This is a genomic window from Pseudomonas sp. G5001 (assembly GCF_013385475.1).
In the GTDB taxonomy this organism is placed as follows: Bacteria; Pseudomonadota; Gammaproteobacteria; order Pseudomonadales; family Pseudomonadaceae; genus Aquipseudomonas.
In genome coordinates, this window is the sequence record NZ_JACAPZ010000026.1 from 76,083 (window position 1) to 101,448 (window position 25,366).

The window sequence follows — 25,366 nt, forward strand, 5'->3', positions numbered from 1 at the left end:
CCGGTCCTTAGACCGATAGCCTCTAGGGCCTAGGTTCGGTGAGCATAATTAACCTGACTCATTGTGATTCGCTCAAGTTCCCCCCATGTAGCTATGCAGGTTCCCGTCTCCAACCTTCAGGTGAAACCCTCCATGCTCTCAGCCCGTCAACGCCGCGCGATTCGCCTGGCCAGTCGCTTCGTCGCTCCCTACCGCTGGCAGGCCCTGGGCGCCTTGTTGGCGCTGATCGTCACCGCCGGCATTACCTTGTCCATGGGCCAGGGTATTCGCCTGCTGGTGGACCAAGGGTTCATGACCCAGTCGCCGCACCTGCTCAACCAATCCATCGGTCTGTTCATGATCCTGGTGCTGGGCCTGGCGGTGGGCACCTTTGCGCGGTTTTACCTGGTGTCGTGGATCGGCGAGCGGGTGGTGGCGGACATCCGGCGGCAGGTGTTCAACCACTTGATCTACCTGCATCCGGGCTTCTACGAAAACAACCGCAGCTCGGAAATCCAGTCCCGGCTGACCACCGACACGACCTTGCTGCAATCGGTGATCGGCTCCTCGCTGTCGCTGTTCCTGCGCAACGCCTTGATGGTGATCGGCGGGATCGTGCTGCTGTTTGTCACCAACCCCAAGCTCACCAGCATCGTCGTGATAGCGCTGCCACTGGTGCTGGCGCCGATCCTGATCTTCGGCCGCCGGGTGCGCAGCCTGTCGCGCCAGAGCCAGGATCGCATCGCCGATGTCGGCAGCTATGTGTCCGAAACCCTCGGCCAGATCAAGACCGTGCAGGCCTACAACCACCAGGTCCAGGACGAACAGCGCTTCGCGCTGACGGTGGAAGAGGCCTTCACCACCGCCCGCAAACGCATCGTGCAGCGCGCCTGGCTGATTACCCTGGTGATCATGCTGGTGCTGGGCGCCGTGGGCGTGATGCTCTGGGTCGGCGGCATGGACGTGATCGGCGGGCGCATTTCCGGTGGTGAGCTGGCGGCGTTCGTGTTCTACAGCCTGATCGTCGGCAGTGCCGTCGGTACCTTGAGTGAAGTGTTGGGCGAGTTGCAGCGCGCCGCCGGTGCGGCGGAGCGGATTGGCGAATTGCTGCAGTCGAGCAATGAGATCAAGGCGCCCGAAGCCAACGTGATCAAGCTGCCGGAGCGGGTCAGCGGCCGCCTGGAAATCCAGGATTTGCGCTTCTCCTATCCGTCGCGCCCGGATCGTTTTGCTATCGACGGCTTGAGCCTGAGCATCAATGCTGGCGAAACCCTGGCCCTTGTCGGTCCGTCCGGTGCGGGTAAATCGACGATGTTCGATCTGTTGCTGCGTTTCTACGATCCCCAGCAAGGCCGCATCCTGCTTGAAGGCCACCCGCTGACCGAGCTGGATCCGCTGGACCTGCGCCGCTGTTTCGCCCTGGTGTCCCAGAGCCCGGCGCTGTTCTTTGGCACTGTCGAAGAGAACATCCGCTACGGCAATCCGTCGGCCACCTTTGCCCAGGTCGAGGAGGCGGCGCGCATCGCCCACGCCCACGACTTCATTTTGCAAATGCCCGACGGCTACCAGACCCACCTGGGCGACGGCGGCATGGGCCTTTCGGGCGGCCAGCGCCAACGCCTGGCCATCGCCCGGGCTTTGTTGGTGGATGCACCGATCCTGCTGCTGGACGAAGCCACCAGCGCGCTGGACGCCCAGAGCGAACACCTGATCCAGCAGGCGCTGCCGCAGTTGATGGAAGGGCGCACCACCCTGGTCATCGCCCACCGGCTGGCCACGGTGAAGAATGCCGACCGGATTGCCGTGATGGACCAGGGCAAGCTGGTGGCGGTGGGGACGCATCAGCAACTGATCGCCAGCAATCCGCTGTATGCACGGCTGGCGGCGTTGCAGTTCAGTGATGGTGAGTCGACCACCCACTGATTCACCGCCCACAAAAAATGCCCGCATCTCTCAATGCGGGCATTTTTTATGGGACAGCGTTACTTACTGATCATCAAAATACCGCTCATGCCAATCCACCAGCGGCTGCGGTGCATTGAGCTTCTGCCCGTAGATCACCGAATAAGACAGCACGTTCTGCACATACTGGCGGGTTTCGTCGAACGGGATGCTTTCCACCCACACATCGAAACTCAGGTGATCGGCGCCGCGCAGCCATTGGCGTACACGGCCCGGGCCGGCGTTGTAGGCAGCGGTGGCGAGCACGCGGTTGCCGTTGAACTGGGCGTGGACCTGGCTCAGGTAGGCGGCGCCGAGCTGGATGTTCTTGTCCGGGTCGAGCACCTGCTGTTGCGAAGCCAGCGGGATGCTGAACTTTCGCGCAGTCTCCTTGGCGGTACCGGGCATCAGTTGCATCAGGCCGGTGGCGCCGACGCCGGAGCGCGCGTCGTCCATGAAGGCGCTTTCCTGGCGGGTGATCGCAAATACCCAGCTGGAATGCACGCCGCGGACCTTGGCTTCGCGCACCAGGGTGTCGCGGTGGGCCATCGGGAAGCGGATGTCCAGGTCGTCCCAGTACTGCGCCTGGCTGATGGTGCGGATCGCCGGGAAGTACCACTTCATGTCGTAGGCCAACTTGGCCTGGGCGACCATTTCGTCGCGGTTGAAATGCCGGCTGACGTGGTACCACTCGCGGCGGCCATCAACGATCTGGCCACGGGCGTAGAACTCCAGGGCGCGGCGCACGCCCGGTGTGTTGCGTACCTTGTTCATCAGCGCCTGGCTCATCACCAGTGGCTTGTTGTTCAGTTGGTACGGGGACTGGGAGCGATCCGCCGCCAGGAAACCGTAAAAGTCTCGTTCCTTGGCCAGGCCCTTGTACATCACCAGGGCTTGCGGGTTCTTCGGCTCTGCCAGTTCCAGGCTGCGGGCCTGCCAGTAGCGCCAGCGGTTGGTGGTGGCCAAATCCTGGGGCAGCTTGCGGGTCAACTGGTAGGCGTCTTCCCAGCGGGCCAGGCGCAACAGCAGGCGCAGGCGCCATTCGGAAACGGTGTTGTCCCGCAGTTCCGGATCGTATTTGGTCATCACGTCGAGGGCGCGCGGGTCGTAGCGACGCGCCAGGGTCAGGCCGATTTCCCGGGCGATCGACACTTTTTCGTCACGAGAGAAGTGCATGCTGCTGGCATAACCGTCGAGCAGGGCCATGGCCTTGTCCGGGTCCTGGCGTGCCAGGCGGCGCAGGCCCAGGCCTACGGCGTCGGACATGGCCTCGTTGGCCGGCAGGAAGCGCGATGGGTCGCTGAGCATGTCGGGCTTCTGCGCCACGTCCACCATCAGGCGGCCCTGGGCGCCGAGGGTCGGCAGGGTCTTCACCAGGCTGTTGGCCAGCGGATAGTTGCGGGCTTCGGCGGCCAGCTTGGCGCGGTCCCAGATTTTCTGTTCGGTCAGTTGGCCGTCGGCGGCCCACTGGCCAAAGGTGGCATCACAGGCAGCAGGCTGGGATTTACCGGTCAGCCACAGCTTCTCGGTGGTTTTATAGCCTTCGGCTTTTTGGTTGTGGGTCAGCTGGAATTGGCCATGGAGGCAGTCCAGTTCGACGAAATTGAGTTTGGCGTCGTAGTACTTTTCAAAGGTTTGCCAGTCGCCACGGTCGGCCAGCCAGCGCAACCAGCGCAGTTTCATCCAGTTGGCCTGGGGCAGGTCGCCGTTCTTGGCGAGGAATTGTTCGATCTCCTCGTTGCTGGCGGTTTTCAGCCGCGCGGTCAGCTCGTCGTAGGCGAGGTACGGCGTCAACGGGTAGTCGGCCAGGGCCTGGCTGTATTGGAAATACGGGCCGCTGTCGCCTTTGGCGAGGGCTCGTTTGGCTTCATCGTAATATTGACGTTGGGTGGTGAGGTCCACGGCCTGGGCGGATTGAACGGCGGTGGCAGAAAGAAGCAGACAAGATAAAAAGCTGAAAAGGCGACTGCGCATGAGACGTCCGTGCAGAGGAATCTGGACTAGTGCCGACGTCGCCGACACTGATTGCCCCTAGCTTAGCCTTTTGCCCGCAACCGGTGAAAGCTTTGCCGGTCGCTTCGTTCAAGTTCATCTGAAATGTCCAACAGAACGTGTCAGCGGCGAAAATGCCGGCCGCCTCGAGCCCTAAGTCAGGTAGAATGCGCGCCCAGTTTTTGGAGAAGCGTATGACCCTGCTCAAATTCAGCGATGTGTCCCTTGCTTTCGGCGCTATGCCGTTGTTGGACAAGGTGTCCTGGCAGATCGCCCGTGGTGAGCGGGTGTGCATCATCGGCCGCAACGGCACCGGCAAGTCCAGCATGATGAAGCTGGTAAAAGGCGACCAGAAGCCCGATGACGGCTCTGTCTGGCGCGCCCCGGGCCTCAAGATTGGCGAATTGCCGCAAGAATTGCCGGTGGCCGACGGACGGACAGTGTTCGACGTGGTTGCCGAAGGCCTCGACGGCGTGGGCGCACTGCTCGCCGAATACCATCACCTGGCGCAGAACTGCGTCACCGAAGCCGACCTGGACAAGCTGATGCACGTCCAGCAAGACCTCGAAGCCCGCGACGGCTGGCGCTTGCAGCAATTGGTCGACAGCACGCTGAGTCGCCTGCAACTGCCCGCCGACAAGACCCTCGCCGAATTGTCCGGCGGCTGGCGTCGCCGCGTCCTGCTGGCCCAGGCCCTGGTTTCCGAGCCGGATCTGTTGCTGCTCGACGAACCGACCAACCACCTGGACATCGGCGCAATCGCCTGGCTTGAAGAAGCCCTCAAGGATTTCCAGGGCGCCGTGCTGTTCATCACGCACGACCGTTCCTTCCTGCAGAACCTGGCAACCCGCATCCTCGAACTGGACCGTGGCGGCCTGATCGACTGGAACGGCGACTACGCCAGTTTCCTGGTGCACAAGGAAGCCGCGCTGTCTGCGGAAGAAACCGCCAATGCCCTGTTCGATAAGAAGCTGGCCCAGGAAGAAGTCTGGATCCGCCAGGGCATCAAGGCCCGCCGCACCCGTAACGAAGGCCGCGTACGTGCCCTGAAAGCCCTGCGTGTCGAGCGCAGCGAGCGCCGTGAACGCACCGGCAAGGCCAATATCCAGCTGGACACCGCCGACAAGTCGGGCAAGCAAGTGATGGTGCTGGAAAACGTCAGCTTCCATCACCCGGACGGCCCGTTCCTGATCAAGGACTTCTCCATGGTCCTGCAGCGCGGCGACCGTATCGGCCTGCTCGGCGCCAACGGTACCGGCAAGACCACCTTGCTCAAGCTGATGCTCAACGGCCTGCAACCCACCAGCGGTACCGTGGAGGAGGGCACGCGCATCGACGTGGCCTACTTCGACCAGTTGCGCCACCAGTTGGACCTGGAAAAAACCGTGATCGACAACGTCGCCGAAGGTCGCGACTTTATCGACATCGACGGCCAGAGCCGCCACGTGCTGAGCTACCTGGGCGACTTCCTGTTCAGCCCGCAGCGGGCACGTACGCCGGTCAAGGCCTTGTCCGGTGGTGAGCGTGCGCGCCTGCTGCTGGCCAAGTTGTTCAGCAAGCCAGCCAACCTGCTGGTACTCGACGAACCGACCAACGACCTCGACGTGGAAACCCTGGAACTGCTGGAAGAGGTCCTGCTGACCTTCAACGGCACCGTGCTGATGGTCAGTCACGACCGGGCATTCCTCGATAACGTGGTCACCAGCACCCTGGTCTTCGAAGGTGAAGGCAAGGTGCGTGAATACGTCGGTGGTTACCAGGACTGGCTGCGCCAGGGCGGCTCGCCGCGCCTGCTGGGCGTGACCGAGAGCAAGTCCGGCAAGGCTGACTTGACCTCGGCCGTGGTTGCTCCAGTGGCTGCTGCTCCGGCACCAGCCCAGGAAGCACCTGCTGCGAAGAAGAAGCTCAGCTACAAGCTGCAACGTGAGCTGGAAGCACTGCCGGGTGATATCGACGCCAAGGAACAGCAGATTGCTGCCGTTGAAGCTGAAATGGCTGACGCGGGTTTCTACCTGCGTCCGGCTGCAGAAACCGCCAAGGTGATTGCATCCCTCGAGCAGCTTAACAGCGAGCTTGAAGCCCTGGTTGAACGCTGGGCCGAGCTGGATGCCTGAGTGATTCAAGCGCAATAAAAAACCCGGCGCTCATTTGTATGAGCGCCGGGTTTTTTGTATGAAACGCGGTTCAGATGTGGGAGCGGGCTTGCTCGCGAATGCGGTGTGTCAGTCCATATATTTGTCGACTGATCCACCGCTTTCGCGAGCAAGCCCGCTCCCACACAAGCCCGCTCCCACATTGGATTGCCGTTGGTCTTACGAGCTCTTGACCAGTTTCACGGCCAGCACATCGCAAGGTGCGCCGTGCAGCACGTCATTGGCGGTGGAGCCCAGCAGCAAGGCCAGGCCGTGACGGCCGTGGCTGCCGACCACGATCAGGTCGCAACCTTGCTCCTTGGCCAGGTGGTGGATTTCCTGGCGCGGCTGGCCGTAGGTCAGGTGGCTCTGGTCTTTTTTCAGGGCAGGGTACTTGTTGATCAGCCGATCAAGGCGTTCCTTGGCCTGGTCGAACTGCTGCTGTTGCAGTTGGGAAAGGTCCATCGGCACATCGCCGCCAAAGGCCATGGCCATCGGTTCGACGATATGCACCAGGGACAGCTTCACCGAGTCGCCTGCAAGGCCTACGGCCCGCTTGATCACGGGGTCGCATTCTTCGGTCAGGTCCACGGCGACCAGAATATGTTCGTAGGGCATGAGGAGTCCTCCAAGGGAAAGCGATAAGTTCAGTATGGCTGGTTTCAAGCGGATGGGGTTGCGTCAGGTCAAATCCGCTCATCAAGAAATTCGGGAGTACACATATGACGGTCTGGATAGTGGTGTCAATCCTTGCGCTGGTTTTAAGCCCCCTGGCGTGGCTGCGTCCTTCGCGCCATTCGAGCGGGCGCATGGCTTTGCGCATGGAGGCGCGGCGCATTGGCCTGGCCATGCAACTGACGCCCCAGGAATGGCCACACTGGCTCAAGCACGAGCCGCCAAGCCCGTGTGCCCAGTATCACCGGCCACGGCGTGGCACCACGCGGGTGACCTGGAGTTACTGGCAGTTGGAGCCGGGGGTTTGGGTCAATCAGTGGCAGGAAACCTGCGTCGATGAAAAGTTGTTGCCACATTTTGCGACGCTGCCGGCAAACGTCTACAAAGTCGAAGCCGACAAGCAAATGATCACCCTGTACTGGGGCGAGAAGGGCGAGTTGAGCGTGTTGCAGGACATTGACGCGGTGCTCAAGGCGCTGGCCTGAGATTCCTGGGGGCATTAAAAAGCCCGAAAGCATCATCGGGCTGGAGTTGGCCAGGCAGGCCGGTAATTCGTTTTCAGTGCCGCTAGCCTAGCCGCATATTCGGTTCTGTACAGCCCTTTAAATCAAAATTCACATTATTGATTTCGCGAATGATTAAACATTGGCGGGGCGATGCCGGCTGCCCCGGGTTCTGAAATGACTGAAAAGTCGCGTTTTTGCGGCCCTTTCGAGCGATTGACAATTCTTCGGATTTGGCTGAAGGTGACGTACCCAAATCAAACGGGCGTATGAATTGAGCGTTTGTCTTTCAGACCGTTCGTACAGAATCCCGACTATCGCGTTGGCGGGTGTGCCTGGCAACTTGGCGTTAGCATCGACGGTAACGTCAGTGCCTACGCTGAATCCTGCGTCCGACGTGTACTGTTCAGCTTCCATATCGTGGAGATCAGTTGATGATTTACGAAGGTAAAGCCATCACGGTTAAGGCTCTTGAAAGTGGCATCGTCGAATTGAAATTCGACCTCAAGGGTGAGTCCGTCAACAAGTTCAACCGTCTAACCCTGAATGAATTGCGTCAGGCCGTAGACACCATCAAAGCAGATGCTTCGGTCAAGGGCGTGATCGTCTCCAGCGGCAAGGACGTGTTCATCGTCGGCGCTGACATCACCGAATTCGTCGACAACTTCAAGCTGCCCGATGCCGAGCTTGTGGCTGGCAACCTCGAAGCCAACAAGATTTTCAGCGATTTCGAAGACCTCAACGTGCCGACCGTTGCCGCGATCAATGGCATCGCCCTGGGCGGCGGTCTGGAAATGTGCCTGGCCGCCGACTTCCGCGTGATGTCTGCCACCGCGAAAATCGGCCTGCCGGAAGTCAAGCTGGGCATCTACCCAGGCTTCGGCGGTACCGTGCGCCTGCCGCGCATCATCGGTGCCGACAATGCCATCGAGTGGATTGCCGCCGGCAAGGAAAACCGTGCTGAAGACGCGCTGAAAGTCGGCGCCGTGGATGCTGTGGTGGCTCCCGACAAGCTGGCAGAAGCCGCGCTGAACCTGATCAAGGGCGCCATCAGCGGCGAATTTGACTACAAGGCCAAGCGTCAGCCAAAGCTGGAAAAACTCAAGCTCAACGCCATCGAACAGATGATGTCGTTCGAAACCGCCAAGGGTTTCGTGGCTGGCCAGGCCGGCCCGAACTACCCGGCGCCGGTTGAAGCGATCAAGACCATCCAGAAGGCCGCGAACTTCGGTCGCGACAAAGCCCTGGAAGTCGAAGCTGCCGGCTTCGTCAAACTGGCCAAGACCTCTGCCGCGCAGAGCTTGATCGGTCTGTTCCTGAACGATCAGGAACTGAAGAAAAAGGCCAAGGCCTACGACGAAATCGCTCGCGACGTGAAACAGGCTGCCGTACTCGGCGCCGGTATCATGGGCGGCGGTATCGCCTATCAGTCGGCGTCCAAAGGCACGCCGATCCTGATGAAAGACATCAACGAGCACGGCATCGAGCAGGGTCTGGCAGAAGCCGCGAAACTGCTGGTAGGTCGCGTTGATAAAGGCCGCATGACTGCAGCGAAAATGGCTGAAGTGCTTAACGGCATTCGTCCGACCCTGTCCTACGGTGATTTCGGCCACGTCGACCTGGTGGTCGAAGCGGTTGTCGAGAACCCGAAGGTCAAGCAGGCGGTACTGGCTGAAGTTGAAGCCCAGGTGAAAGAAGACACGATCCTGGCGTCCAACACCTCGACCATTTCCATCACCTTGCTGGCCAAGGCCCTCAAGCGTCCGGAAAACTTCGTCGGCATGCACTTCTTCAACCCGGTGCACATGATGCCGCTGGTGGAAGTGATCCGTGGCGAGAAGTCCAGCGAGCTGGCCGTTGCCACCACCGTTGCCTACGCCAAGAAAATGGGCAAGAACCCGATCGTCGTCAATGACTGCCCGGGCTTCCTGGTCAACCGCGTACTGTTCCCGTACTTCGGCGGTTTCGCCAAGCTGGTCAGCGCCGGTGTGGACTTCGTGCGCATCGACAAGGTCATGGAAAAATTCGGCTGGCCAATGGGCCCGGCGTACCTGATGGACGTGGTCGGCATCGACACCGGCCACCACGGTCGCGACGTAATGGCTGAAGGCTTCCCGGACCGCATGAAAGACGACCGCCGCTCGGCGATCGACGCGCTCTACGAAGCCAAGCGCCTGGGCCAGAAGAATGGCAAGGGCTTCTACGCCTACGAGACCGACAAGAAGGGCAAGCAGAAGAAAGTGGCCGACCCATCGGTTCACGAAGTACTCGCGCCGGTCATCTACGAACAGCGTGAAGTGTCCGACGAGGACATCGTCAACTGGATGATGATCGCCCTGTGCCTGGAAACCGTGCGCTGCCTGGAAGACGGCATCGTTGAAACCGCAGCCGAGGCCGACATGGGCCTGGTCTACGGTATTGGTTTCCCTCCATTCCGTGGTGGTGCGCTGCGTTACATCGATTCCATCGGTGTGGCCGAGTTCGTTGCCCTGGCTGATCAATACGCTGATCTGGGCCCGCTGTACCACCCGACTGCGAAGCTGCGCGAGATGGCCAAGAACGGCCAGAGCTTCTTCGGTTAAGTGCCCAGACGACTAGAGCGAGAATATTTATGAGCTTGAATCCAAGAGACGTCGTGATTGTCGACTTCGGTCGTACTCCGATGGGCCGCTCCAAGGGCGGCATGCACCGCAACACCCGTGCCGAAGACATGTCGGCGCACCTGATCAGCAAATTGCTGGAACGCAACGTCAAGGTCGACCCGAACGAAGTCGAAGACGTGATCTGGGGCTGCGTCAACCAGACCCTGGAGCAGGGCTGGAACATCGCCCGCATGGCTTCCCTGATGACGCAGATCCCGCACACCGCTGCCGGCCAGACCGTCAGCCGGCTGTGTGGCTCGTCCATGAGCGCGCTGCACACCGCTGCCCAAGCGATCATGACCGGTAACGGTGATGTGTTCGTGGTTGGCGGCGTGGAGCACATGGGCCACGTCAGCATGATGCACGGTGTGGATCCGAACCCGCACATGTCCCTGTACGCGGCGAAAGCCTCGGGCATGATGGGCCTCACCGCTGAAATGCTTGGCAAAATGCACGGCATTACCCGCGAAGCCCAGGATGCATTCGGCCTGCGTTCCCACCAGTTGGCCCACAAGGCAACCGTGGAAGGCAAGTTCAAGGATGAAATCATCCCGATGAACGGCTACGACGAGAACGGTTTCCTGAAACTGTTCGACTACGACGAAACCATTCGTCCGGACACCACCCTGGAAAGCCTGGCGGCCCTGAAGCCGGCCTTCAATCCAAAGGGCGGCACCGTGACAGCCGGTACTTCGTCGCAGATCACTGACGGTGCTTCGTGCATGATCGTGATGTCGGCCCAGCGTGCCCAGGACCTGGGTATCCAGCCGATGGCCGTGATTCGTTCGATGGCAGTCGCAGGTGTGGACCCGGCAATCATGGGCTATGGTCCAGTACCGGCCACACAAAAAGCATTGAAGCGCGCAGGCCTGACTATCTCCGACATCGACTTCTTCGAGCTCAACGAAGCTTTCGCCGCACAGGCCCTGCCAGTGCTGAAAGATTTGAAAGTGCTCGACAAGATGAACGAGAAGGTTAACCTGCACGGCGGCGCGATTGCCTTGGGTCACCCGTTTGGGTGTTCCGGCGCTCGTATCTCCGGCACGTTGCTTAACGTGATGAAGCAAAATGGCGGCAACCTTGGGGTTGCAACCATGTGCATTGGCCTCGGCCAAGGCATCTCCACCGTCTTCGAACGTATCTAAACGTTTCGTTGACGGAAGCCGGGGCCCAGTGCCCCGGTTTTTGTTTTTTGGAATTTTTTATATTTTTTTTTAACAAATTTTGTAAGAGGGCCAGAGCATGAAAGTCGAACCAGGGCTCTACCAGCATTATAAAGGTCCGCAGTACCGCGTTTTTAATGTGGCGCGGCATTCCGAGACCGAAGAGGAAGTGGTGTTTTACCAAGCACTGTATGGCGATTACGGCTTTTGGGTGCGTCCCTTGAGCATGTTCCTTGAGACCGTCGAAGTTGACGGCGAACAGGTCCCGCGCTTTGCTTTGATGCAGGCCGAACCCAGCCTTTTTTCCGTGCAATAAAGGCAGGCCGCGCAGAATGCTGCGCTTGACCTCACCTTGTTGCCACTATATATAGCGTTGCCGCGTCAGGCGCCAACCGCCTTTCACTTCTCGAATTCAGGAATTTTCCGATCCATGGGCAAATCGCTGGTCATTGTGGAATCCCCGGCTAAGGCCAAGACCATCAACAAGTACTTGGGTAACGAGTACGTGGTGAAGTCGAGTATCGGCCATATCCGAGACCTGCCCACCAGCGGTTCGGCTAGCGCCAGCAAGGAGCCTGCCGCCAAGCGCGGCAAGGCGGCTGCGGGCGAAGGTCCGGTGCTCACGCCTAAAGAGAAAGCGCGCAAGCAGCTGGTCTCGCGCATGGGTGTCGATCCCGATCATGGCTGGAAAGCCAAGTACGAGATCCTCCCGGGCAAGGAAAAGGTCATCGAAGAGCTGCGCCGGCTCGCCAAGGATGCTGACACCATCTATCTCGCAACCGACTTGGACCGCGAAGGGGAGGCTATTGCCTGGCACCTGCGGGAAGCCATCGGGGGTGACGACAGCCGCTACAAGCGCGTGGTGTTCAACGAAATTACCAAGAAGGCGATCCAGGAAGCCTTCTCCAAGCCGGGCGAACTGGACATTGACCGCGTCAATGCCCAACAGGCGCGTCGCTTCCTCGACCGTGTCGTGGGTTACATGGTCTCGCCGCTGCTGTGGGCGAAAATCGCCCGTGGCCTGTCCGCCGGCCGTGTGCAATCGGTTGCGGTAAAGCTGGTGGTGGAGCGTGAACGCGAGATTCGTGCGTTCAACCCCGAAGAATATTGGGAAGTGCACGCTGACCTGGGCACTGCCAAGGGCAACAACGTACGCTTTGAAGTGGCCCGCGAGAAAGGCGAGGCCTTCAAGCCGCTCAACGAAGCCCAGGCCATGGCCGCGCTGGAGAAGCTCAAGGCTTCCAGCTACAGCATCGTCAAGCGTGAAGACAAGCCCACCAGCAGCAAGCCGTCGGCGCCGTTCATCACCTCCACCCTGCAACAGGCCGCGAGCAACCGCCTGGGCTTCGGGGTGAAGAAGACCATGATGATGGCCCAGCGCCTGTATGAAGCGGGCTACATCACGTATATGCGTACCGACTCCACCAACCTGTCGCAAGACGCGGTGGCGATGGCGCGTACTTATATTGAAAGCGAATTCGGCAAGAAGTACCTGCCGGAGAAGCCGAACGTCTATAGCAGCAAGGAAGGCGCACAAGAGGCTCACGAAGCGATTCGTCCCTCCGACGCCAACACCGAGCCAAGCAAGCTGAGCGGCATGGAGCGCGACGCTGAGCGCCTCTATGAGCTGATCTGGCGCCAGTTCCTGGCGTGCCAGATGCTGCCGGCGCAATACCTGTCGACGACTGTCAGCGTGGGTGCTGGTGACTTCGAGCTGCGTGCCAAGGGCCGTATCCTCAAGTTCGACGGTTACACCCGCGTGATGCCGCAAATCGCCAAGCCGGGCGACGACGATGTACTGCCGGACATGGCACAGGGCGATGTGTTGAAGCTGATCAAGCTCGACCCGTCCCAGCACTTCACCAAGCCGCCGGCGCGTTACTCGGAAGCCAGCCTGGTCAAGGAGATGGAAAAGCGCGGTATCGGTCGTCCTTCGACCTATGCGGCGATCATCTCCACCATCCAGGACCGCGGCTACGTGGCCTTGCACAACCGTCGTTTCTACTCGGAAAAGATGGGCGACATCGTCACCGAGCGCCTGTCCGAGAGCTTCTCCAACCTGATGGACTACGGCTTCACCGCCGGCATGGAAGAGAACCTCGATGACGTGGCCCAGGGCGAACGCGACTGGAAAAACGTGCTCGACGAGTTCTACGGCGACTTCAAAAAGAAACTTGAAGTGGCTGAAAGCGCCGAGAACGGCATGCGGGCCAACCAGCCGGTGATGACGGACATTCCGTGCCTCACTTGCGGCCGCCCGATGCAGATTCGTACCGCCTCCACCGGTGTGTTCCTCGGTTGCTCGGGTTACAGCCTGCCGCCGAAAGAGCGCTGCAAGGCCACCGTCAACCTGGTGCCGGGCGATGAAATCGCGGCCGATGACGAGGGTGAATCCGAGTCTCTGGTATTGCGTGGCAAGCACCGTTGCCCGATCTGCAGCACGGCAATGGATGCCTACCTGCTGGACGAGAAGCACAAGCTGCACATCTGCGGTAACAACCCGGATTGCAACGGCTACGAGATCGAAGAAGGCACTTACCGCATCAAGGGCTACGAAGGCCCGAGCCTGGAATGCGACAAGTGCGGCAGCGAGATGCAGCTCAAGACCGGCCGTTTCGGCAAGTTCTTCGGTTGCACCAACCCGACGTGCAAGAACACCCGCAAACTGCTGAAAAGCGGTGACGCGGCGCCGCCGAAGATGGACCCGGTGAAGATGCCTGAGCTCAAGTGCGAGAAGGTCAACGACACCTACATCCTGCGTGATGGTGCTTCGGGGCTGTTCCTGGCTGCCAGCCAGTTCCCGAAAAACCGTGAGACCCGTGCACCGCTGGTGATGGAGATCGTGCCCCACAAGGACGAGATCGATCCGAAGTACCACTTCCTCTGCGAAGCGCCGAAGAAGGACCCGGACGGTCGCCCGTCCGTAATCCGCTACAGCCGCAAGACCAAGGAGCAGTACGTGCAGACCGAGGTTGAAGGCAAGCCTACCGGCTGGAAAGCGTTCTACGACGGTGGCAAGTGGAAGGTCGAGGACAAGCGCCAGGGCGCTTGATACGATCAGCTACATGCACAAAGGCCGCCTTGATAGGCGGCCTTTTTTTGCGCTTGCAGTGGCCTTGGCTGATCCGTGACACTGTTCAGCCAGCATCACGCCTTATTCGTTGTGGAGACTGCCTTCATGGCCAACGAACTCTATACCCGTACCAACCAGAAAATTTACTTCGCGGGTTTGTCCCTGGAAGCCCTTGGCCGTGCCGAGGAAGGGAAGGAGATGAACGCTATCGCGCTGGTACAGGCCGGGCGTGAAGCCGCGCTGTTCCACCTCTATGGCGCCTTGCTTGGCTTGTGCCATGAGATCGCCGGGTTCTACCGTCTGCCGCAGGCCGGCTCGCCGCGTGCGGAAATGATCATCCACCGGGATGTGCTGGAGTCCATGGCCATCCCGGAGTTGGCCGAACTGGTGGAGATGGCGCAAAGCCCGGACAGTTGGCTGGCGCGCTTGCTGGTAGCCCACGCGGAGATGTTCCAACCGCCACGGGTGAAGCACACGCCCAAAGGCGATGTGACCCAGCCGCTGATCGTGGCCGTAAGCCTGGACGAAGAAGGACCCGAGCCGTTGAGCCGGGAAGAGCTGGAAAGCTGGCGGCAGGAGCTGAAGAAGTTGGCCATTCGGTTTCGGGATGGATTGAACGAGTGCTGAAGGCTTCTCGCTGACAACTACCGCTCTTGTGGCGAGGGAGCTTGCTCCCGCTGGGTTGCGAAGCAGCCCCAAGGCTTTTCAGGCCTGGCAGTGTCAGCTGTCGGAGGGCCGCGGCTCAGCCCAATGCGGGCAAGCCCGCTCGCCACAAGACTGATATAATGCCGGCCTTTCGTGGAGAACAGACTTTTATGCCAACGTCCTTTCTGGAAATTGTTGAGTTGCCCGACGGCCGAATCGAGCTGCGCCGGGCTGAGGACGAGGGTTCTCTGGTGATCTTGGATTTTTCCGAGGACGCAAAAGCGTTCCTGCAGGGCCAGCACGTGGAAGTGGCAAAAGCCATGTTGAGCGTAGGTGTGCAGATGGCGGGGCGCCTGGCTGAAGGCGAACCGGAAAAGGAAGACGGCCCGCGGATTCTTCACTGAGTCCGTCTGTCGACTTTTTTACAGGCTTCAATTGTGCAGATCGGCTTCTCAATTCTGAAGAAGCCTCGCGTCATGGCGGATCCTGACAGCTGTCAGTTACCCGCGTATCGTTTTATCCCAACCGAATGTTCAAGCTTTGCGCATCACCTGTGCGGGCGGCGCTGATCAGTTGCTGCCTGGCCGCTGTGGTCAGCGGGTTCAGCCAGCTGACCACCGTATGGCTACGGCCCAGGCGCAAGGCTTCGCAGGTCAACTGCTGGGCGCTTTGAGCACCACGGGGTTGCAGCAACAGGATGCGTTCGCGGTTCAGGCCGGCATCCCGCAACCAGGCCTGGGTCAGGCTGGATGGCGGGGCGATCAGCGTCAGCCAGCGGGCGTCCTGTTCCTCGCTCAGTTCGCGAAGGATCGGCGCCAACAGGCTCAGGCAGTTCCCGGCAGCACCGCGCAACGACAGTTCACTGAACGCCTCGGGTTCGGCGCTCCAGGGCGCTTCGACCACTTCCTTGAGGATGGGCGCAAGGGGCTGGGCCATAAAGGCCTCAAACAGCGACAGTTGAGTGTGTTGTGGGGTCTGTAGGAACTGCATGATGCCTCCGTTAGCGGCGAATAACGCCGACGCTCAAGCCTTCAATCACCAGGTCCTGATCCTTCAGGTTCACTTCAATCGGCGCGAATTCGGGGTTCTCGGCCAGGAGCCAGACCTTGCTGCCTTCGCGCTTGAAGCGTTTGACCGTCACTTCATCGCCGATACGGGCGACGACGATCTGGCCATTGCGGGCTTCACGTGTGGTGTGGACGGCCAGCAGGTCGCCGTCGAAAATGCCCACGTCCTTCATGCTCATGCCATGGACCCGCAACAGGTAGTCGGCACGGGGATGGAAGAAGGTCGGGTTGATGTTGCAGGATTCCTCGACGTGCTGTTGCGCCAGGATCGGCGCACCGGCAGCGACCCGGCCGATGATCGGCAGTGTCGACTCGTCGGCCTTGGCTTCGAAGCCAGGGATGCGAATACCGCGTGAAGCACCCGGGGTCATCTCGATCGCGCCTTTGCGGGCGAGGGCCTTGAGGTGTTCTTCAGCGGCGTTGGGTGACTTGAATCCCAGTTCCAGCGCAATTTCCGCCCGGGTCGGCGGGTAGCCGTTGTCATCGAGGCAGCGCTTGATAAAAGCCAGAATCTCAGCTTGGCGTGGCGTCAGTTTTAGCATGTTGATCGCTCTGTCTTTTTATACAGTGACTGGGATTATATACAGTGGACTGCGCTTGGCAATCACCGTTTTCAGTCACTCCGCTGGACGGTCATTTATCACCTGTCCTACACACTGGAGACAGCGCTGCCTACAGACCTTGGCGAATGTGATTAAATGGCCATGAAATAGCTGACCGGCCAGCCGCAAACCGACCTGCAGGCTTGACAAGACATAGCTTGAAACGTATGTTTCAAACAAGTGTTTGTCAGGCGGAGTAGCCATGGCCCAGTCGGAAACCGTTGAACGCATTCTCGATGCTGCCGAGCAGTTGTTCGCGGAAAAAGGATTTGCTGAAACTTCATTGCGGCTGATTACCAGCAAGGCCGGGGTCAACCTGGCGGCAGTGAACTACCATTTCGGCTCCAAGAAGGCGCTGATCCAGGCCGTGTTCTCTCGGTTCCTGGGGCCTTTCTGCATCAGCCTCGATCGTGAGCTGGAGCGTCGCCAGGCCAAGCCTGAAAACAAGCCAAGCCTGGAAGACCTGCTGGAGATCCTCGTCGAGCAAGCCCTGGTGGTTCAGCCACGCAGCGGCAACGACCTGTCGATCTTCATGCGCCTGTTGGGCCTGGCGTTCAGCCAGAGCCAGGGTCACCTGCGTCGCTACCTTGAAGACATGTACGGCAAGGTGTTCCGCCGCTATATGTTGCTGGTCAACGAAGCCGCCCCGCGTATCCCGCCAATCGAACTGTTCTGGCGCGTGCACTTCATGCTCGGTGCCGCGGCATTCAGCATGTCCGGGATCAAGGCACTGCGTGCGATTGCCGAGACCGACTTCGGCGTCAACACCTCCATCGAGCAGGTCATGCGCCTGATGGTGCCGTTTCTCGCCGCCGGCATGCGTGCCGAAACCGGCGTCACCGACCAGGCCATGGCCGCCGCCCAATTGCGCCCGCGCAGCAAGTCAGTACCGGTCCCGGCCAAGGTTTAACCCCTCCCGGGTGTGCGCGGCCGCCTGCATCCGCTAAGCTAGCCGCCCATGCCGATTTCAGCTATTTATCCACAGCCCGTTGCGCTTGCTGAGCGTCCGTCTCCAGATTCAATCCTGGCGATGCGATCTCGCGGGGGCTTCGGGCTGCGCGCGTTATTTAAGGAAGCTATATGACCCAAGCCCTGCAAGGCTCTTTGATGGTGGACGTTGCCGGCACCTGGCTGACGGCTGAGGATCGCCACTTGTTGCGTCAGCCCGAGGTGGGCGGCCTGATCATTTTTGCACGCAATATCGAGCATCCTCGGCAGGTGCGTGAATTGAGCGCGGCGATTCGCGCCGTGCGCCCGGACCTGTTGCTGGCGGTCGATCAGGAAGGCGGCCGAGTGCAACGCTTGCGTCAGGGGTTTGTGCGTCTACCGGCGATGCGTGCCTTGGCCGACAACCCGAATGCGGAGCAACTGGCCGAGCAGTGCGGTTGGATCATGGCAACCGAAGTGCTGGCGGTTGGCCTGGACCTGAGCTTCGCCCCGGTGCTGGACCTCGATTACCAACGCAGCGCCGTTGTGGGCACTCGCGCCTTCGAAGGCGACCCCGAGCGCGCCGCCGTGCTCGCGGGCGCCTTCATCCGTGGTATGAACAGCGCCGGTATGGCGGCCACCGGCAAGCACTTCCCCGGCCACGGCTGGGCCGAAGCCGATTCCCACGTCGCCATTCCCAACGACGAGCGCAGCCTGGAACAGATTCGCGCCAATGACCTGGTGCCTTTCGCGCGCCTGAGCAAGCAACTGGCAGCCGTCATGCCGGCCCATGTGATTTATCCACAAGTGGACGCGCAACCGGCCGGCTTCTCCCGGCGCTGGTTGCAGGACATCCTGCGTAGCGAGTTGCAGTTCGACGGGGTGATCTTCAGTGACGACCTGTCGATGGCGGGGGCTCATGTGGTGGGTGATGCTGCCAGTCGTATTGAGGCGGCGTTGACTGCCGGTTGCGACATGGGCCTGGTGTGCAACGACCGCGCCGCCGCCGAGTTGGCCCTGAGTGCTGCCCAGCGCATGAAGGTCACGCCGTCGGCGCGTATCGCGCGGATGCGTGGCCAGGCGGTGGCGTCGACCGAGTACAAGCAGGATCCGCGTTGGTTGGCGGCGTTGGGTGCGCTGCGAGATGCTCAGTTAATCGACTGACAACTGCGGTGCGCCCTTCGCGAGCAAGCCCGCTCCCACATCCGACCGCATTCCTCCAGGGTATATGCGGTCAAATGTGGGAGCGGGCTTGCTCGCGAAGGCGATCTAACAGTCAGCGCTTTTCCTGCTTATGAGGCAACGGCGCAAACAACGCCTCGATATCCTCATTCCCCAACTTCCAATCCCCCGTCGTCCGCCCATCCAGAACGCCCGCCGCCAGATCAGACTTTTCCTTCTGCAAATGCTGGATTTTCTCTTCCACGGTGCCCCGGGCAATCATCTTGTAGACGAATACCGGCTTTTCCTGGCCGATGCGATACGCACGGTCGGTGGCCTGGTTCTCCGTGGCCGGGTTCCACCACGGGTCGTAGTGAATCACCGTGTCGGCTTCCGTCAGGTTAAGTCCGACGCCGCCTGCCTTCAGGCTGATCAGGAAGATCTGCAGCTTGCCGCTCTGGAAGTCTTTCACCGGCGTGCGCCGATCCCGCGTCTGACCGGTAAGAAGCGCATAAGCCACGCCGCGCTTCTTCAACTCGGCCTCGATCAGGCTCAGCATCGAAGTGAACTGGGAAAACAGCAGAATCCTGCGGCCTTCGGCAAACAGCTCTTCGAGCATCTCCATCAAGCTGTCGAGTTTGCCCGAGCTACTACCCTTTGCCGGCAGGGTTGCATCATTGACCAAGCGTAAATCACAGCACACCTGGCGCAACTTGAGCAGCGCCTCCAGGATGATGATCTGGCTGCGCGCCACACCCTTGCGGGTAATCTCGTCGCGGACTTTCTTGTCCATCGCCAGGCGCATGGTTTCGTACACGTCGCGTTGGGCTTCGTTGAGGTCGACCCAGTGGATGATCTCGGTCTTGGGCGGCAGCTCGGTCGCCACCTGCTCCTTGGTGCGACGCAGCAGGAACGGCTTGATCCGACCATTAAGGTGCTGCAATCGCACATCGCTGCCGCGCTTTTCGATCGGTACGCGGTAATCGCGGTTGAAGCTCTTCACGTCCCCCAGCCAACCCGGCAGCAGGAAGTGGAACAGCGACCACAGCTCGCCCAAGTGGTTTTCCAGCGGTGTACCGCTGAGGCACAGGCGCTGGCGGGCGTTCAGCTCGCGGGCCGCCTGGGCGGCCTTGCTGTTGGGGTTCTTGATGTACTGCGCTTCGTCAAGGATCAGCACGTGCAAGGGCAGGGCGGCCAGTTGCTCGATGTCCTTGGGCAGCAGGGCGTAGGTGGTCAGCAGCAGGTCGTAGTCCTGCAACTGAGGGAAATGTTTCTTGCGCCCCGCGCCGTACAACGCCATGACTTTGAGCTGCGGCGTGAAGTGCGCCGCTTCGTCGAGCCAGTTCGGGATCAGGCTGGTGGGCATCACCACCATGCACGGGCGGTCCAGGCGTCCGGCGATTTTCTCGCTGAGAATATGCGCCAGGGTTTGCAGGGTTTTGCCCAGGCCCATGTCATCCGCGAGAATCCCGCCGACGTCGAGTTGGCGCAGCGACTGCATCCAGCTCAGGCCTTCCAGTTGATAAGGGCGCAACGTTGCGTTCAAGCCTTCCGGCGCTTCACAGCTGAAATCCTTGATGTCCCGCAGGCGCTGGGCGAAGTTGCGGATCTTTTCGCCGCCCTCCCATTGCAGCGGCAGGTCTTCCAGCGGATTCAGGCGAATCGCGTCGGCCTTGGCCAGGCGCAGCGCGGTGGTGCCGGGCTCTTGCAGGTAGAACTCGCCCAGGGTTGCCAGCACCGGTTTGAGCCGGCCATAAGGCAGCGCCACTTGCAGTGGGCCGTGGCCGTTGGGCAGGCCGGGAATGTTCACCAGGATCAGTTCGTCATCGCGACGCCGCGCGAGTTTTTCCGGGTTGAGGATCTCGGTGTGAGAGCGCATCAGGTTCAACAGGATCGGCAGCAAACTCAGGCGTTCGCCGTTGACGATGATGCCCAGCTCCAGGTCGAACCAGTCGCGCTCCGGCATCTCATCGACGCTGGCGTACCAGTCGTCGACGGCGCTCAGGTCAAAACCGAAATCTTCGTCGATCTGTAGTTCCCAGCCCTGGGCGCGCAGGTTCGGCGAAGCATTCAGGGTGAAGTTCAGCCACGCGCTGTCATTGACCATCTCGAACAGCTCGCCGGCGCTTTCCGGCAGGGCCTTGCTCTGGCGGGTGGCGATCTTGAAGCCCAGCAGGCGCAGCTGTTCGCGAAACTGCTGCTCCACCTCGGGGTGGCGCTTGATCCGCAGGCTCTGCTGTTCCTGGCGCACGATAATGTCGGCGTTCTTCTGGCCGCTGACGTAGTTGCCCAGATAGTTGAAGGACAACGCTGCGCGATGCTGGATATAACGCTGCATCTTGCCGTTGCGCGGTTCGAAGGCACTGAACTCGATACTCGCCAGCCACAGGCGCGGCACCGGTTGCACGTCTTCCATCACCACTTGCGGCAACACCACGCGGTTATCCAGCACCGCCTGGAGCTTCTCCAGCAACTCGGCATCCTGGGCCGCCGCCGGGTAGGCCAGGGTTTCCTGGACCTTGAGCAGCACGGCGGCGATGTGTTTGCAGTTGGTGTGCACGGGGCACGTGCAGCGGCTGTCCACCAGGATCAACGTGCCCTTGGCGGATTCGCGCAGCGAAATGGTCTGGCGGTAGACATTGCCACCCGAGCCTTCGCAGCTGGCAATGATGGTGCTGTCGCCGGACTCGACGATACGCACGCGGTTTTCCAGGGCGTAGCGTCGGCCACGCTCGAGGCTTTGCTCTTTAAAGCGATTGGCCCACGAAGGGGCCAGGGGTTTGGTCAACGACGACGTCAGGGGCATGGTGCTGGATCAGTCCTGGACATCGGGCGGTGGAGCGCTGGGCGGCTTGGCGGTCAGCGAAGTGATCTTGATCAGCAGGGCGAGGTGGCCGCCGTCCAGGTAGTTGAGCTGGTTGTTCTTGGTGCGCACGTCTTGCTGGCTGAGGTGTTCGCTGGCGATGACGCTGCCGTTGGCGTCGAACTGGTTGACCCAGAAGTCTGCGTCGATATCGGTAAAGCGACCAAGCTGCAGGTTCAGGGTACCTTCGATGGGGAACTGGCCGAACTGTTCCTGGCCATCGCTGATGGCCAGCTTCACCGGTTGCTCCCCGAGATTCTGTTCCCAGGACTTGTGCAGCAATACGGTGTAGTCGCTGCTGGCTTGCAGCTTCTCGACAATATTGCCCAGTCGTGGCGGGCTCATTTTGTCAGTCCCCAGGCGTGGTGCGCCGGCGTCCCAGTTTTCCGGCGCCGCACGGCTGTTGATCACCGGCTCGGCGTTCTGGCGCACCAGGATCATCTCCACCAGGTACGGGCTGTCGGCGAACGCCGAAGGCGCAACGACCACCAACAACAAGCTCAAAATGCGGAACAGGCGCATTGGGGCGTCCTTCAAGCAGATTTCGGGATGAGGCGCTCAAACAGCGCCTCCAGTGTATTAAAGCGTTCTTCGGCGCGTTCCATCGGCACCATGAATTTGAACAGCGTAGCCCCTTCGAACTTGTAGCGATTGGGCTGGCCCTGAATCAGCTTGATCAGCACCAGTGGGTCCACCGGCGTCTGCGCTTCGAATTCGATACGCCCACCTTGCGGCCCGGCGTCGACCTTCTTGATGCCCAGTTGCTCGGCCTGCAGTTTGAGCAGGGTCAGGCGCACCAGGTTCTTGGTCGGCTCCGGCAACAGGCCGAAGCGATCGATCATCTCCACTTGAAGGTCCTTGAGACCTTCTTCGTCGGTGGCCGAGGCGATGCGCTTGTACAGGATCAGTCGCGCGTGCACATCCGGCAGGTAGTCTTCGGGGATCAGCGCCGGCAGGCGCAGGTTGATCTCCGGGCCGCCACCCAGCGGTTGGTCGAGGTTCGGTTGTTCGCCCTTGCGGATGGACTTCACCGCGCGCTCGAGCATTTCCATATACAGGGTGAAGCCGACGGCCTGGATCTGCCCGCTCTGGCCGTCGCCCAGCAGTTCGCCGGCGCCGCGGATTTCCAGGTCGTTGGTGGCCAGCACAAAGCCGGCGCCGAGGTCCTGGGTGTTGGCGATCGCTTCCAGGCGCTTCTCGGCGTCGGAAGTGATCTGCTGGCGCGGCGGCGTCAGCAGATAGGCATACGCCTGGTGGTGGCTGCGCCCGACCCGGCCGCGCAACTGATGCAGCTGCGCCAGGCCGAACTTGTCGGCGCGCTCGATGATGATGGTGTTGGCGCTCGGCACGTCGATGCCGGTCTCGATGATGGTCGAGGCGATCAGCACGTTGAAGCGCTTGTGATAGAAGTCGCTCATCACCTGTTCGAGTTCGCGCTCGCGCATCTGCCCGTGGCCGATGGCGATCCGTGCTTCCGGCACCAGTTCGGCGAGGTCGGCGGCGCATTTCTCGATGGTTTTTACATCGTTGTGCAGGTAGTACACCTGGCCGCCGCGCAGCAACTCGCGCAGCAGGGCTTCCTTGACCGTGCTTTTGTTCTGCTCCATGACGAAGGTGCGCACCGACAACCGGCGCGCCGGCGGCGTGGCGATGATCGACAGGTCGCGCATGCCCGACACCGCCATGTTCAGCGTGCGCGGAATCGGCGTGGCGGTGAGCGTCAGGATGTCGACTTCACTGCGCAGGGCCTTGAGCTGTTCTTTCTGGCGAACCCCGAAGCGGTGCTCTTCGTCGATGATCACCAGCCCGAGGTTCTTGATCTTCACGTCATCCGACAGCAGCTTGTGAGTGCCGATGACAATGTCGATCTTGCCTTCCGCCAGGTCGGCGATGGCCGCATTCACTTCCTTGGCCGATTTGAAGCGGCTCATCACCTCCACAGTCACCGGCCAGTCGGCAAAGCGGTCGCGAAAGCTGTTGTAGTGCTGCTGGGCGAGCAGGGTGGTGGGGACGAGGATCGCCACTTGGCGGCCGCCGTGCACCGCAATAAACGCTGCGCGCATTGCCACTTCGGTCTTGCCGAAGCCCACGTCGCCGCACACCAGGCGGTCCATCGGCTTGGGCGCCAGCATGTCGGCGCGCACGGCGTCGATGGTGGTTTGCTGGTCCGGGGTTTCTTCGAAGGCGAAGCCGGCGCTGAAGGTGGCGTAGTCGGCTTTTGGGTCGGCAAACGCATAACCTTCGCGGGCGGCGCGGCGGGCATAGATGTCGAGCAACTCGGCGGCCACATCGCGTACCTGTTCGGCGGCCTTGCGCTTGGCTTTCTGCCAGGTCTCGGAGCCCAGGCGGTGCAACGGCGCGAGGGCGTCGTCGCTGCCGGTGTAGCGGGCGATCAGGTGCAGGTTGGCCACGGGCACGTAGAGCTTGGCGCCCTCGGCGTATTCCATGGTGAGGAATTCGGCCACCTGGTTGTCGATCTCCAGGGTCTGCAGGCCCAGGTAACGGCCCACGCCGTGGTCGATATGCACCACCGGCGCGCCTTCGCGCAGCTCGGTGAGGTTCTTGATCACCGCATCGTTGTTGGCATCGGCGCGCTTTTCCCGGCGGCGGCGCTGCATCACCCGCTGACCGAACAGCGGGCTCTCGGCAATCAGTGCCAGGGCCGGGTCGTCCAGCAGCAGCCCTTCGTCCAGCGGTGCGATGGTGATCGCCAGGCGATCCTTGCTCGCGACAAAGTCCGGCCAGCTGTCGACGGTTTTCGGCCGCAGCTTCAGGCGTTCCAACAGCTCCAGCAGCACCTCGCGGCGCCCGGCGGACTCGGCGGTAAACAGCACGCGGCCGGGGAAGTCACCGAGGAAATTCGACAGCGCTTCCAGCGGCTGGTTAGCCTTGGCTTCAATCGCCAGGTTCGGCAGCGCTTGCGCCGGAAAGCGCTCGCGGCCGGCGCCTGCATCCACGTCCTGCTGGCTGGCGACTACCCGCGGCCAGTTTTTCAGGCGGGCGAAGCAGTCTTCCACCGGCAGGAACAGCTCGGCCGGTGGCAATAAAGGACGGGACGGGTCGACGCGGCGTTCTTCATAACGGTTGCGCACGTCATTCCAGAAATTCTCCGCTGCCTGTTCGATGCCTGGCAGCGAGAACACCTGGGTGTCCTGAGGCAGGTAATCGAAGAGCGTGGAGGTTTCGTCGAAGAACAGCGGCAGGTAATACTCGATACCGGCGGGGGTAATCCCGCTGCTCAAGTCCTGGAAGATCGGGCAGCGACGGAAATCCACGTCGAAGCGCTCGCGGAAACGTGCCTTGAAGCGCGTGACCGCGTCTTTTTGCAGCGGGAACTCCCGGGCCGGCAGCAGCTTGATCGACTGCACCTTGTCGATGGAGCGCTGGTTTTCCGGATCGAAGGTGCGCACGGTTTCGATTTCGTCGTCGAACAGGTCGATCCGGTAGGGCAGTTTGCTGCCCATCGGGAACAGGTCGATCAACGCGCCACGCACGGCGAACTCACCGTGCTCGTACACCGTGTCGACGCAGCGATAACCGCTGGCCTCAAGCCGGGTGCGCATTTGCTCCACATCGAGCTTCTGGCCGATATCCAGCACCAGGCTGCTGCCCAGCAGGAACTTGGTCGGTGCCAGGCGGTGCAGGGCCGTGGTGATCGGCACCACCAGCACGCCGTGGGCCAGTTCCGGCAAGCGGTACAGGCTGGCGATGCGCTGGGAAATGATGTCCTGGTGCGGCGAGAACAGATCGTAGGGCAGGGTTTCCCAGTCCGGGAAATGCAGTACCGGCAAATCGGGGGCGAAGAAACTCAGCTCCTGTTCCAGCCGCTCGGCACTTTGGCTGTCAGCGGTGAGCAGCAGGGTAAAGCGCTTGGCAGCGCTGGCAGCCTCGGCGATGGCCAGGCTCAGGGCGGCACCGGGCAGATTGCCCCAGTGCTGTTTACCTGCCGCGGCAGGGAGAAGCGGTAGACGCAGAACGGGCACGGAAGGTTGAGCTCCAAG

General features: G+C 61.1%; 18 protein-coding genes. 11 read left to right on the plus strand and 7 right to left on the minus strand.

Features of this window, described 5'->3' with window-relative positions:
* Nucleotides 1-93: 93 nt before the first annotated feature.
* Nucleotides 94-1,902: an ABC transporter transmembrane domain-containing protein gene (locus HX805_RS20635; protein ID WP_168197501.1), complete on the plus strand. Its 1,809-nt coding sequence runs from the start codon at nucleotides 94-96 to the stop codon at nucleotides 1,900-1,902.
* Nucleotides 1,903-1,965: 63 nt separating this feature from the next.
* On the opposite strand, the gene HX805_RS20640 is transcribed toward HX805_RS20635, so the two are convergent.
* On the minus strand, nucleotides 1,966-3,894 hold the full coding sequence (locus HX805_RS20640; protein ID WP_076017232.1) for a transglycosylase SLT domain-containing protein: 1,929 nt from the start codon (nucleotides 3,892-3,894) through the stop codon (nucleotides 1,966-1,968).
* A 212-nt stretch (nucleotides 3,895-4,106) separates the two neighbouring features.
* Here HX805_RS20640 and HX805_RS20645 point away from each other — a divergent pair, with 212 nt between their 5' ends.
* Nucleotides 4,107-6,026 (plus strand): ATP-binding cassette domain-containing protein, encoded by a 1,920-nt coding sequence (locus HX805_RS20645; protein WP_003218986.1) that lies wholly within the window; start codon nucleotides 4,107-4,109, stop codon nucleotides 6,024-6,026.
* A 198-nt stretch (nucleotides 6,027-6,224) separates the two neighbouring features.
* On the opposite strand, the gene HX805_RS20650 is transcribed toward HX805_RS20645, so the two are convergent.
* Nucleotides 6,225-6,662 carry a universal stress protein gene (locus tag HX805_RS20650; protein ID WP_003218985.1) on the minus strand — a complete coding sequence of 146 codons (438 nt, stop codon included), beginning with the start codon at nucleotides 6,660-6,662 and terminating at the stop codon, nucleotides 6,225-6,227.
* A 104-nt stretch (nucleotides 6,663-6,766) separates the two neighbouring features.
* On the opposite strand from HX805_RS20650, the gene HX805_RS20655 reads away from it, so the two are divergent.
* The 7 genes from HX805_RS20655 to HX805_RS20685 all read left to right on the plus strand — a co-directional run bounded on the left by HX805_RS20655 (nucleotide 6,767) and on the right by HX805_RS20685 (nucleotide 15,149).
* Nucleotides 6,767-7,204, plus strand: a complete 438-nt coding sequence (locus HX805_RS20655) for a hypothetical protein (RefSeq protein ID WP_003218981.1) — start codon at nucleotides 6,767-6,769, stop codon at nucleotides 7,202-7,204.
* Between the two features lie 452 nt (nucleotides 7,205-7,656).
* A complete protein-coding gene (gene fadB, locus HX805_RS20660) occupies nucleotides 7,657-9,804 on the plus strand; it encodes a fatty acid oxidation complex subunit alpha FadB (protein ID WP_003218979.1) in 2,148 nt (715 codons plus the stop codon).
* A gap of 29 nt (nucleotides 9,805-9,833) precedes the next feature.
* Nucleotides 9,834-11,009 carry an acetyl-CoA C-acyltransferase FadA gene (gene fadA / locus HX805_RS20665; RefSeq protein WP_003218978.1) on the plus strand — a complete coding sequence of 392 codons (1,176 nt, stop codon included), beginning with the start codon at nucleotides 9,834-9,836 and terminating at the stop codon, nucleotides 11,007-11,009.
* 97 nt (nucleotides 11,010-11,106) lie between these two features.
* Nucleotides 11,107-11,343: a DUF1653 domain-containing protein gene (locus HX805_RS20670; protein WP_008437597.1), complete on the plus strand. Its 237-nt coding sequence runs from the start codon at nucleotides 11,107-11,109 to the stop codon at nucleotides 11,341-11,343.
* A 114-nt stretch (nucleotides 11,344-11,457) separates the two neighbouring features.
* The gene (gene topA, locus HX805_RS20675; RefSeq protein ID WP_003218973.1) at nucleotides 11,458-14,079 is read left to right on the plus strand and encodes a type I DNA topoisomerase; all 2,622 of its coding nucleotides are present in this window, start codon (nucleotides 11,458-11,460) and stop codon (nucleotides 14,077-14,079) included.
* Between the two features lie 126 nt (nucleotides 14,080-14,205).
* Nucleotides 14,206-14,727: a DUF6586 family protein gene (locus tag HX805_RS20680; RefSeq protein WP_003218971.1), complete on the plus strand. Its 522-nt coding sequence runs from the start codon at nucleotides 14,206-14,208 to the stop codon at nucleotides 14,725-14,727.
* Between the two features lie 188 nt (nucleotides 14,728-14,915).
* Nucleotides 14,916-15,149, plus strand: a complete 234-nt coding sequence (locus HX805_RS20685; protein ID WP_003218969.1) for a hypothetical protein — start codon at nucleotides 14,916-14,918, stop codon at nucleotides 15,147-15,149.
* A gap of 112 nt (nucleotides 15,150-15,261) precedes the next feature.
* Here HX805_RS20685 and sulA read toward each other — a convergent pair whose 3' ends face one another.
* Entirely contained in the window at nucleotides 15,262-15,735 is a 474-nt protein-coding gene (gene sulA / locus HX805_RS20690; protein WP_003218967.1) for an SOS-induced cell division inhibitor SulA, read from the minus strand.
* A gap of 10 nt (nucleotides 15,736-15,745) precedes the next feature.
* Complete coding sequence (gene lexA, locus HX805_RS20695) at nucleotides 15,746-16,354, minus strand: transcriptional repressor LexA (RefSeq protein WP_003172575.1); 609 nt, start codon at nucleotides 16,352-16,354, stop codon at nucleotides 15,746-15,748.
* A gap of 262 nt (nucleotides 16,355-16,616) precedes the next feature.
* Here lexA and psrA point away from each other — a divergent pair, with 262 nt between their 5' ends.
* A complete protein-coding gene (gene psrA / locus HX805_RS20700) occupies nucleotides 16,617-17,324 on the plus strand; it encodes a transcriptional regulator PsrA (RefSeq protein WP_003218964.1) in 708 nt (235 codons plus the stop codon).
* 170 nt (nucleotides 17,325-17,494) lie between these two features.
* Nucleotides 17,495-18,505 (plus strand): beta-N-acetylhexosaminidase, encoded by a 1,011-nt coding sequence (gene nagZ, locus HX805_RS20705; RefSeq protein WP_177117264.1) that lies wholly within the window; start codon nucleotides 17,495-17,497, stop codon nucleotides 18,503-18,505.
* A 112-nt stretch (nucleotides 18,506-18,617) separates the two neighbouring features.
* Here nagZ and HX805_RS20710 read toward each other — a convergent pair whose 3' ends face one another.
* From HX805_RS20710 to mfd, 3 genes are read right to left on the minus strand one after another with little or no spacing between them, the layout of a single operon-like run.
* Nucleotides 18,618-21,308 carry a DEAD/DEAH box helicase gene (locus HX805_RS20710; protein ID WP_134325961.1) on the minus strand — a complete coding sequence of 897 codons (2,691 nt, stop codon included), beginning with the start codon at nucleotides 21,306-21,308 and terminating at the stop codon, nucleotides 18,618-18,620.
* A gap of 9 nt (nucleotides 21,309-21,317) precedes the next feature.
* On the minus strand, nucleotides 21,318-21,887 hold the full coding sequence (locus tag HX805_RS20715) for a CsiV family protein (RefSeq protein WP_003218957.1): 570 nt from the start codon (nucleotides 21,885-21,887) through the stop codon (nucleotides 21,318-21,320).
* Between the two features lie 11 nt (nucleotides 21,888-21,898).
* Nucleotides 21,899-25,348 carry a transcription-repair coupling factor gene (gene mfd, locus HX805_RS20720; protein ID WP_177117265.1) on the minus strand — a complete coding sequence of 1,150 codons (3,450 nt, stop codon included), beginning with the start codon at nucleotides 25,346-25,348 and terminating at the stop codon, nucleotides 21,899-21,901.
* Nucleotides 25,349-25,366 lie beyond the last annotated feature (18 nt).

Bases quoted from the DNA above. Each gene is read 5' to 3' on its own strand.
- HX805_RS20635 (WP_168197501.1), top strand. From the start codon at position 94: ATGCAGGTTCCCGTCTCCAACCTTCAGGTGAAACCCTCCATGCTCTCA.
- HX805_RS20640 (WP_076017232.1), bottom strand. From the start codon at position 3,894: ATGCGCAGTCGCCTTTTCAGCTTTTTATCTTGTCTGCTTCTTTCTGCC.
- HX805_RS20645 (WP_003218986.1), top strand. From the start codon at position 4,107: ATGACCCTGCTCAAATTCAGCGATGTGTCCCTTGCTTTCGGCGCTATG.
- HX805_RS20650 (WP_003218985.1), bottom strand. From the start codon at position 6,662: ATGCCCTACGAACATATTCTGGTCGCCGTGGACCTGACCGAAGAATGC.
- HX805_RS20655 (WP_003218981.1), top strand. From the start codon at position 6,767: ATGACGGTCTGGATAGTGGTGTCAATCCTTGCGCTGGTTTTAAGCCCC.
- fadB (WP_003218979.1), top strand. From the start codon at position 7,657: ATGATTTACGAAGGTAAAGCCATCACGGTTAAGGCTCTTGAAAGTGGC.
- fadA (WP_003218978.1), top strand. From the start codon at position 9,834: ATGAGCTTGAATCCAAGAGACGTCGTGATTGTCGACTTCGGTCGTACT.
- HX805_RS20670 (WP_008437597.1), top strand. From the start codon at position 11,107: ATGAAAGTCGAACCAGGGCTCTACCAGCATTATAAAGGTCCGCAGTAC.
- topA (WP_003218973.1), top strand. From the start codon at position 11,458: ATGGGCAAATCGCTGGTCATTGTGGAATCCCCGGCTAAGGCCAAGACC.
- HX805_RS20680 (WP_003218971.1), top strand. From the start codon at position 14,206: ATGGCCAACGAACTCTATACCCGTACCAACCAGAAAATTTACTTCGCG.
- HX805_RS20685 (WP_003218969.1), top strand. From the start codon at position 14,916: ATGCCAACGTCCTTTCTGGAAATTGTTGAGTTGCCCGACGGCCGAATC.
- sulA (WP_003218967.1), bottom strand. From the start codon at position 15,735: ATGCAGTTCCTACAGACCCCACAACACACTCAACTGTCGCTGTTTGAG.
- lexA (WP_003172575.1), bottom strand. From the start codon at position 16,354: ATGCTAAAACTGACGCCACGCCAAGCTGAGATTCTGGCTTTTATCAAG.
- psrA (WP_003218964.1), top strand. From the start codon at position 16,617: ATGGCCCAGTCGGAAACCGTTGAACGCATTCTCGATGCTGCCGAGCAG.
- nagZ (WP_177117264.1), top strand. From the start codon at position 17,495: ATGACCCAAGCCCTGCAAGGCTCTTTGATGGTGGACGTTGCCGGCACC.
- HX805_RS20710 (WP_134325961.1), bottom strand. From the start codon at position 21,308: ATGCCCCTGACGTCGTCGTTGACCAAACCCCTGGCCCCTTCGTGGGCC.
- HX805_RS20715 (WP_003218957.1), bottom strand. From the start codon at position 21,887: ATGCGCCTGTTCCGCATTTTGAGCTTGTTGTTGGTGGTCGTTGCGCCT.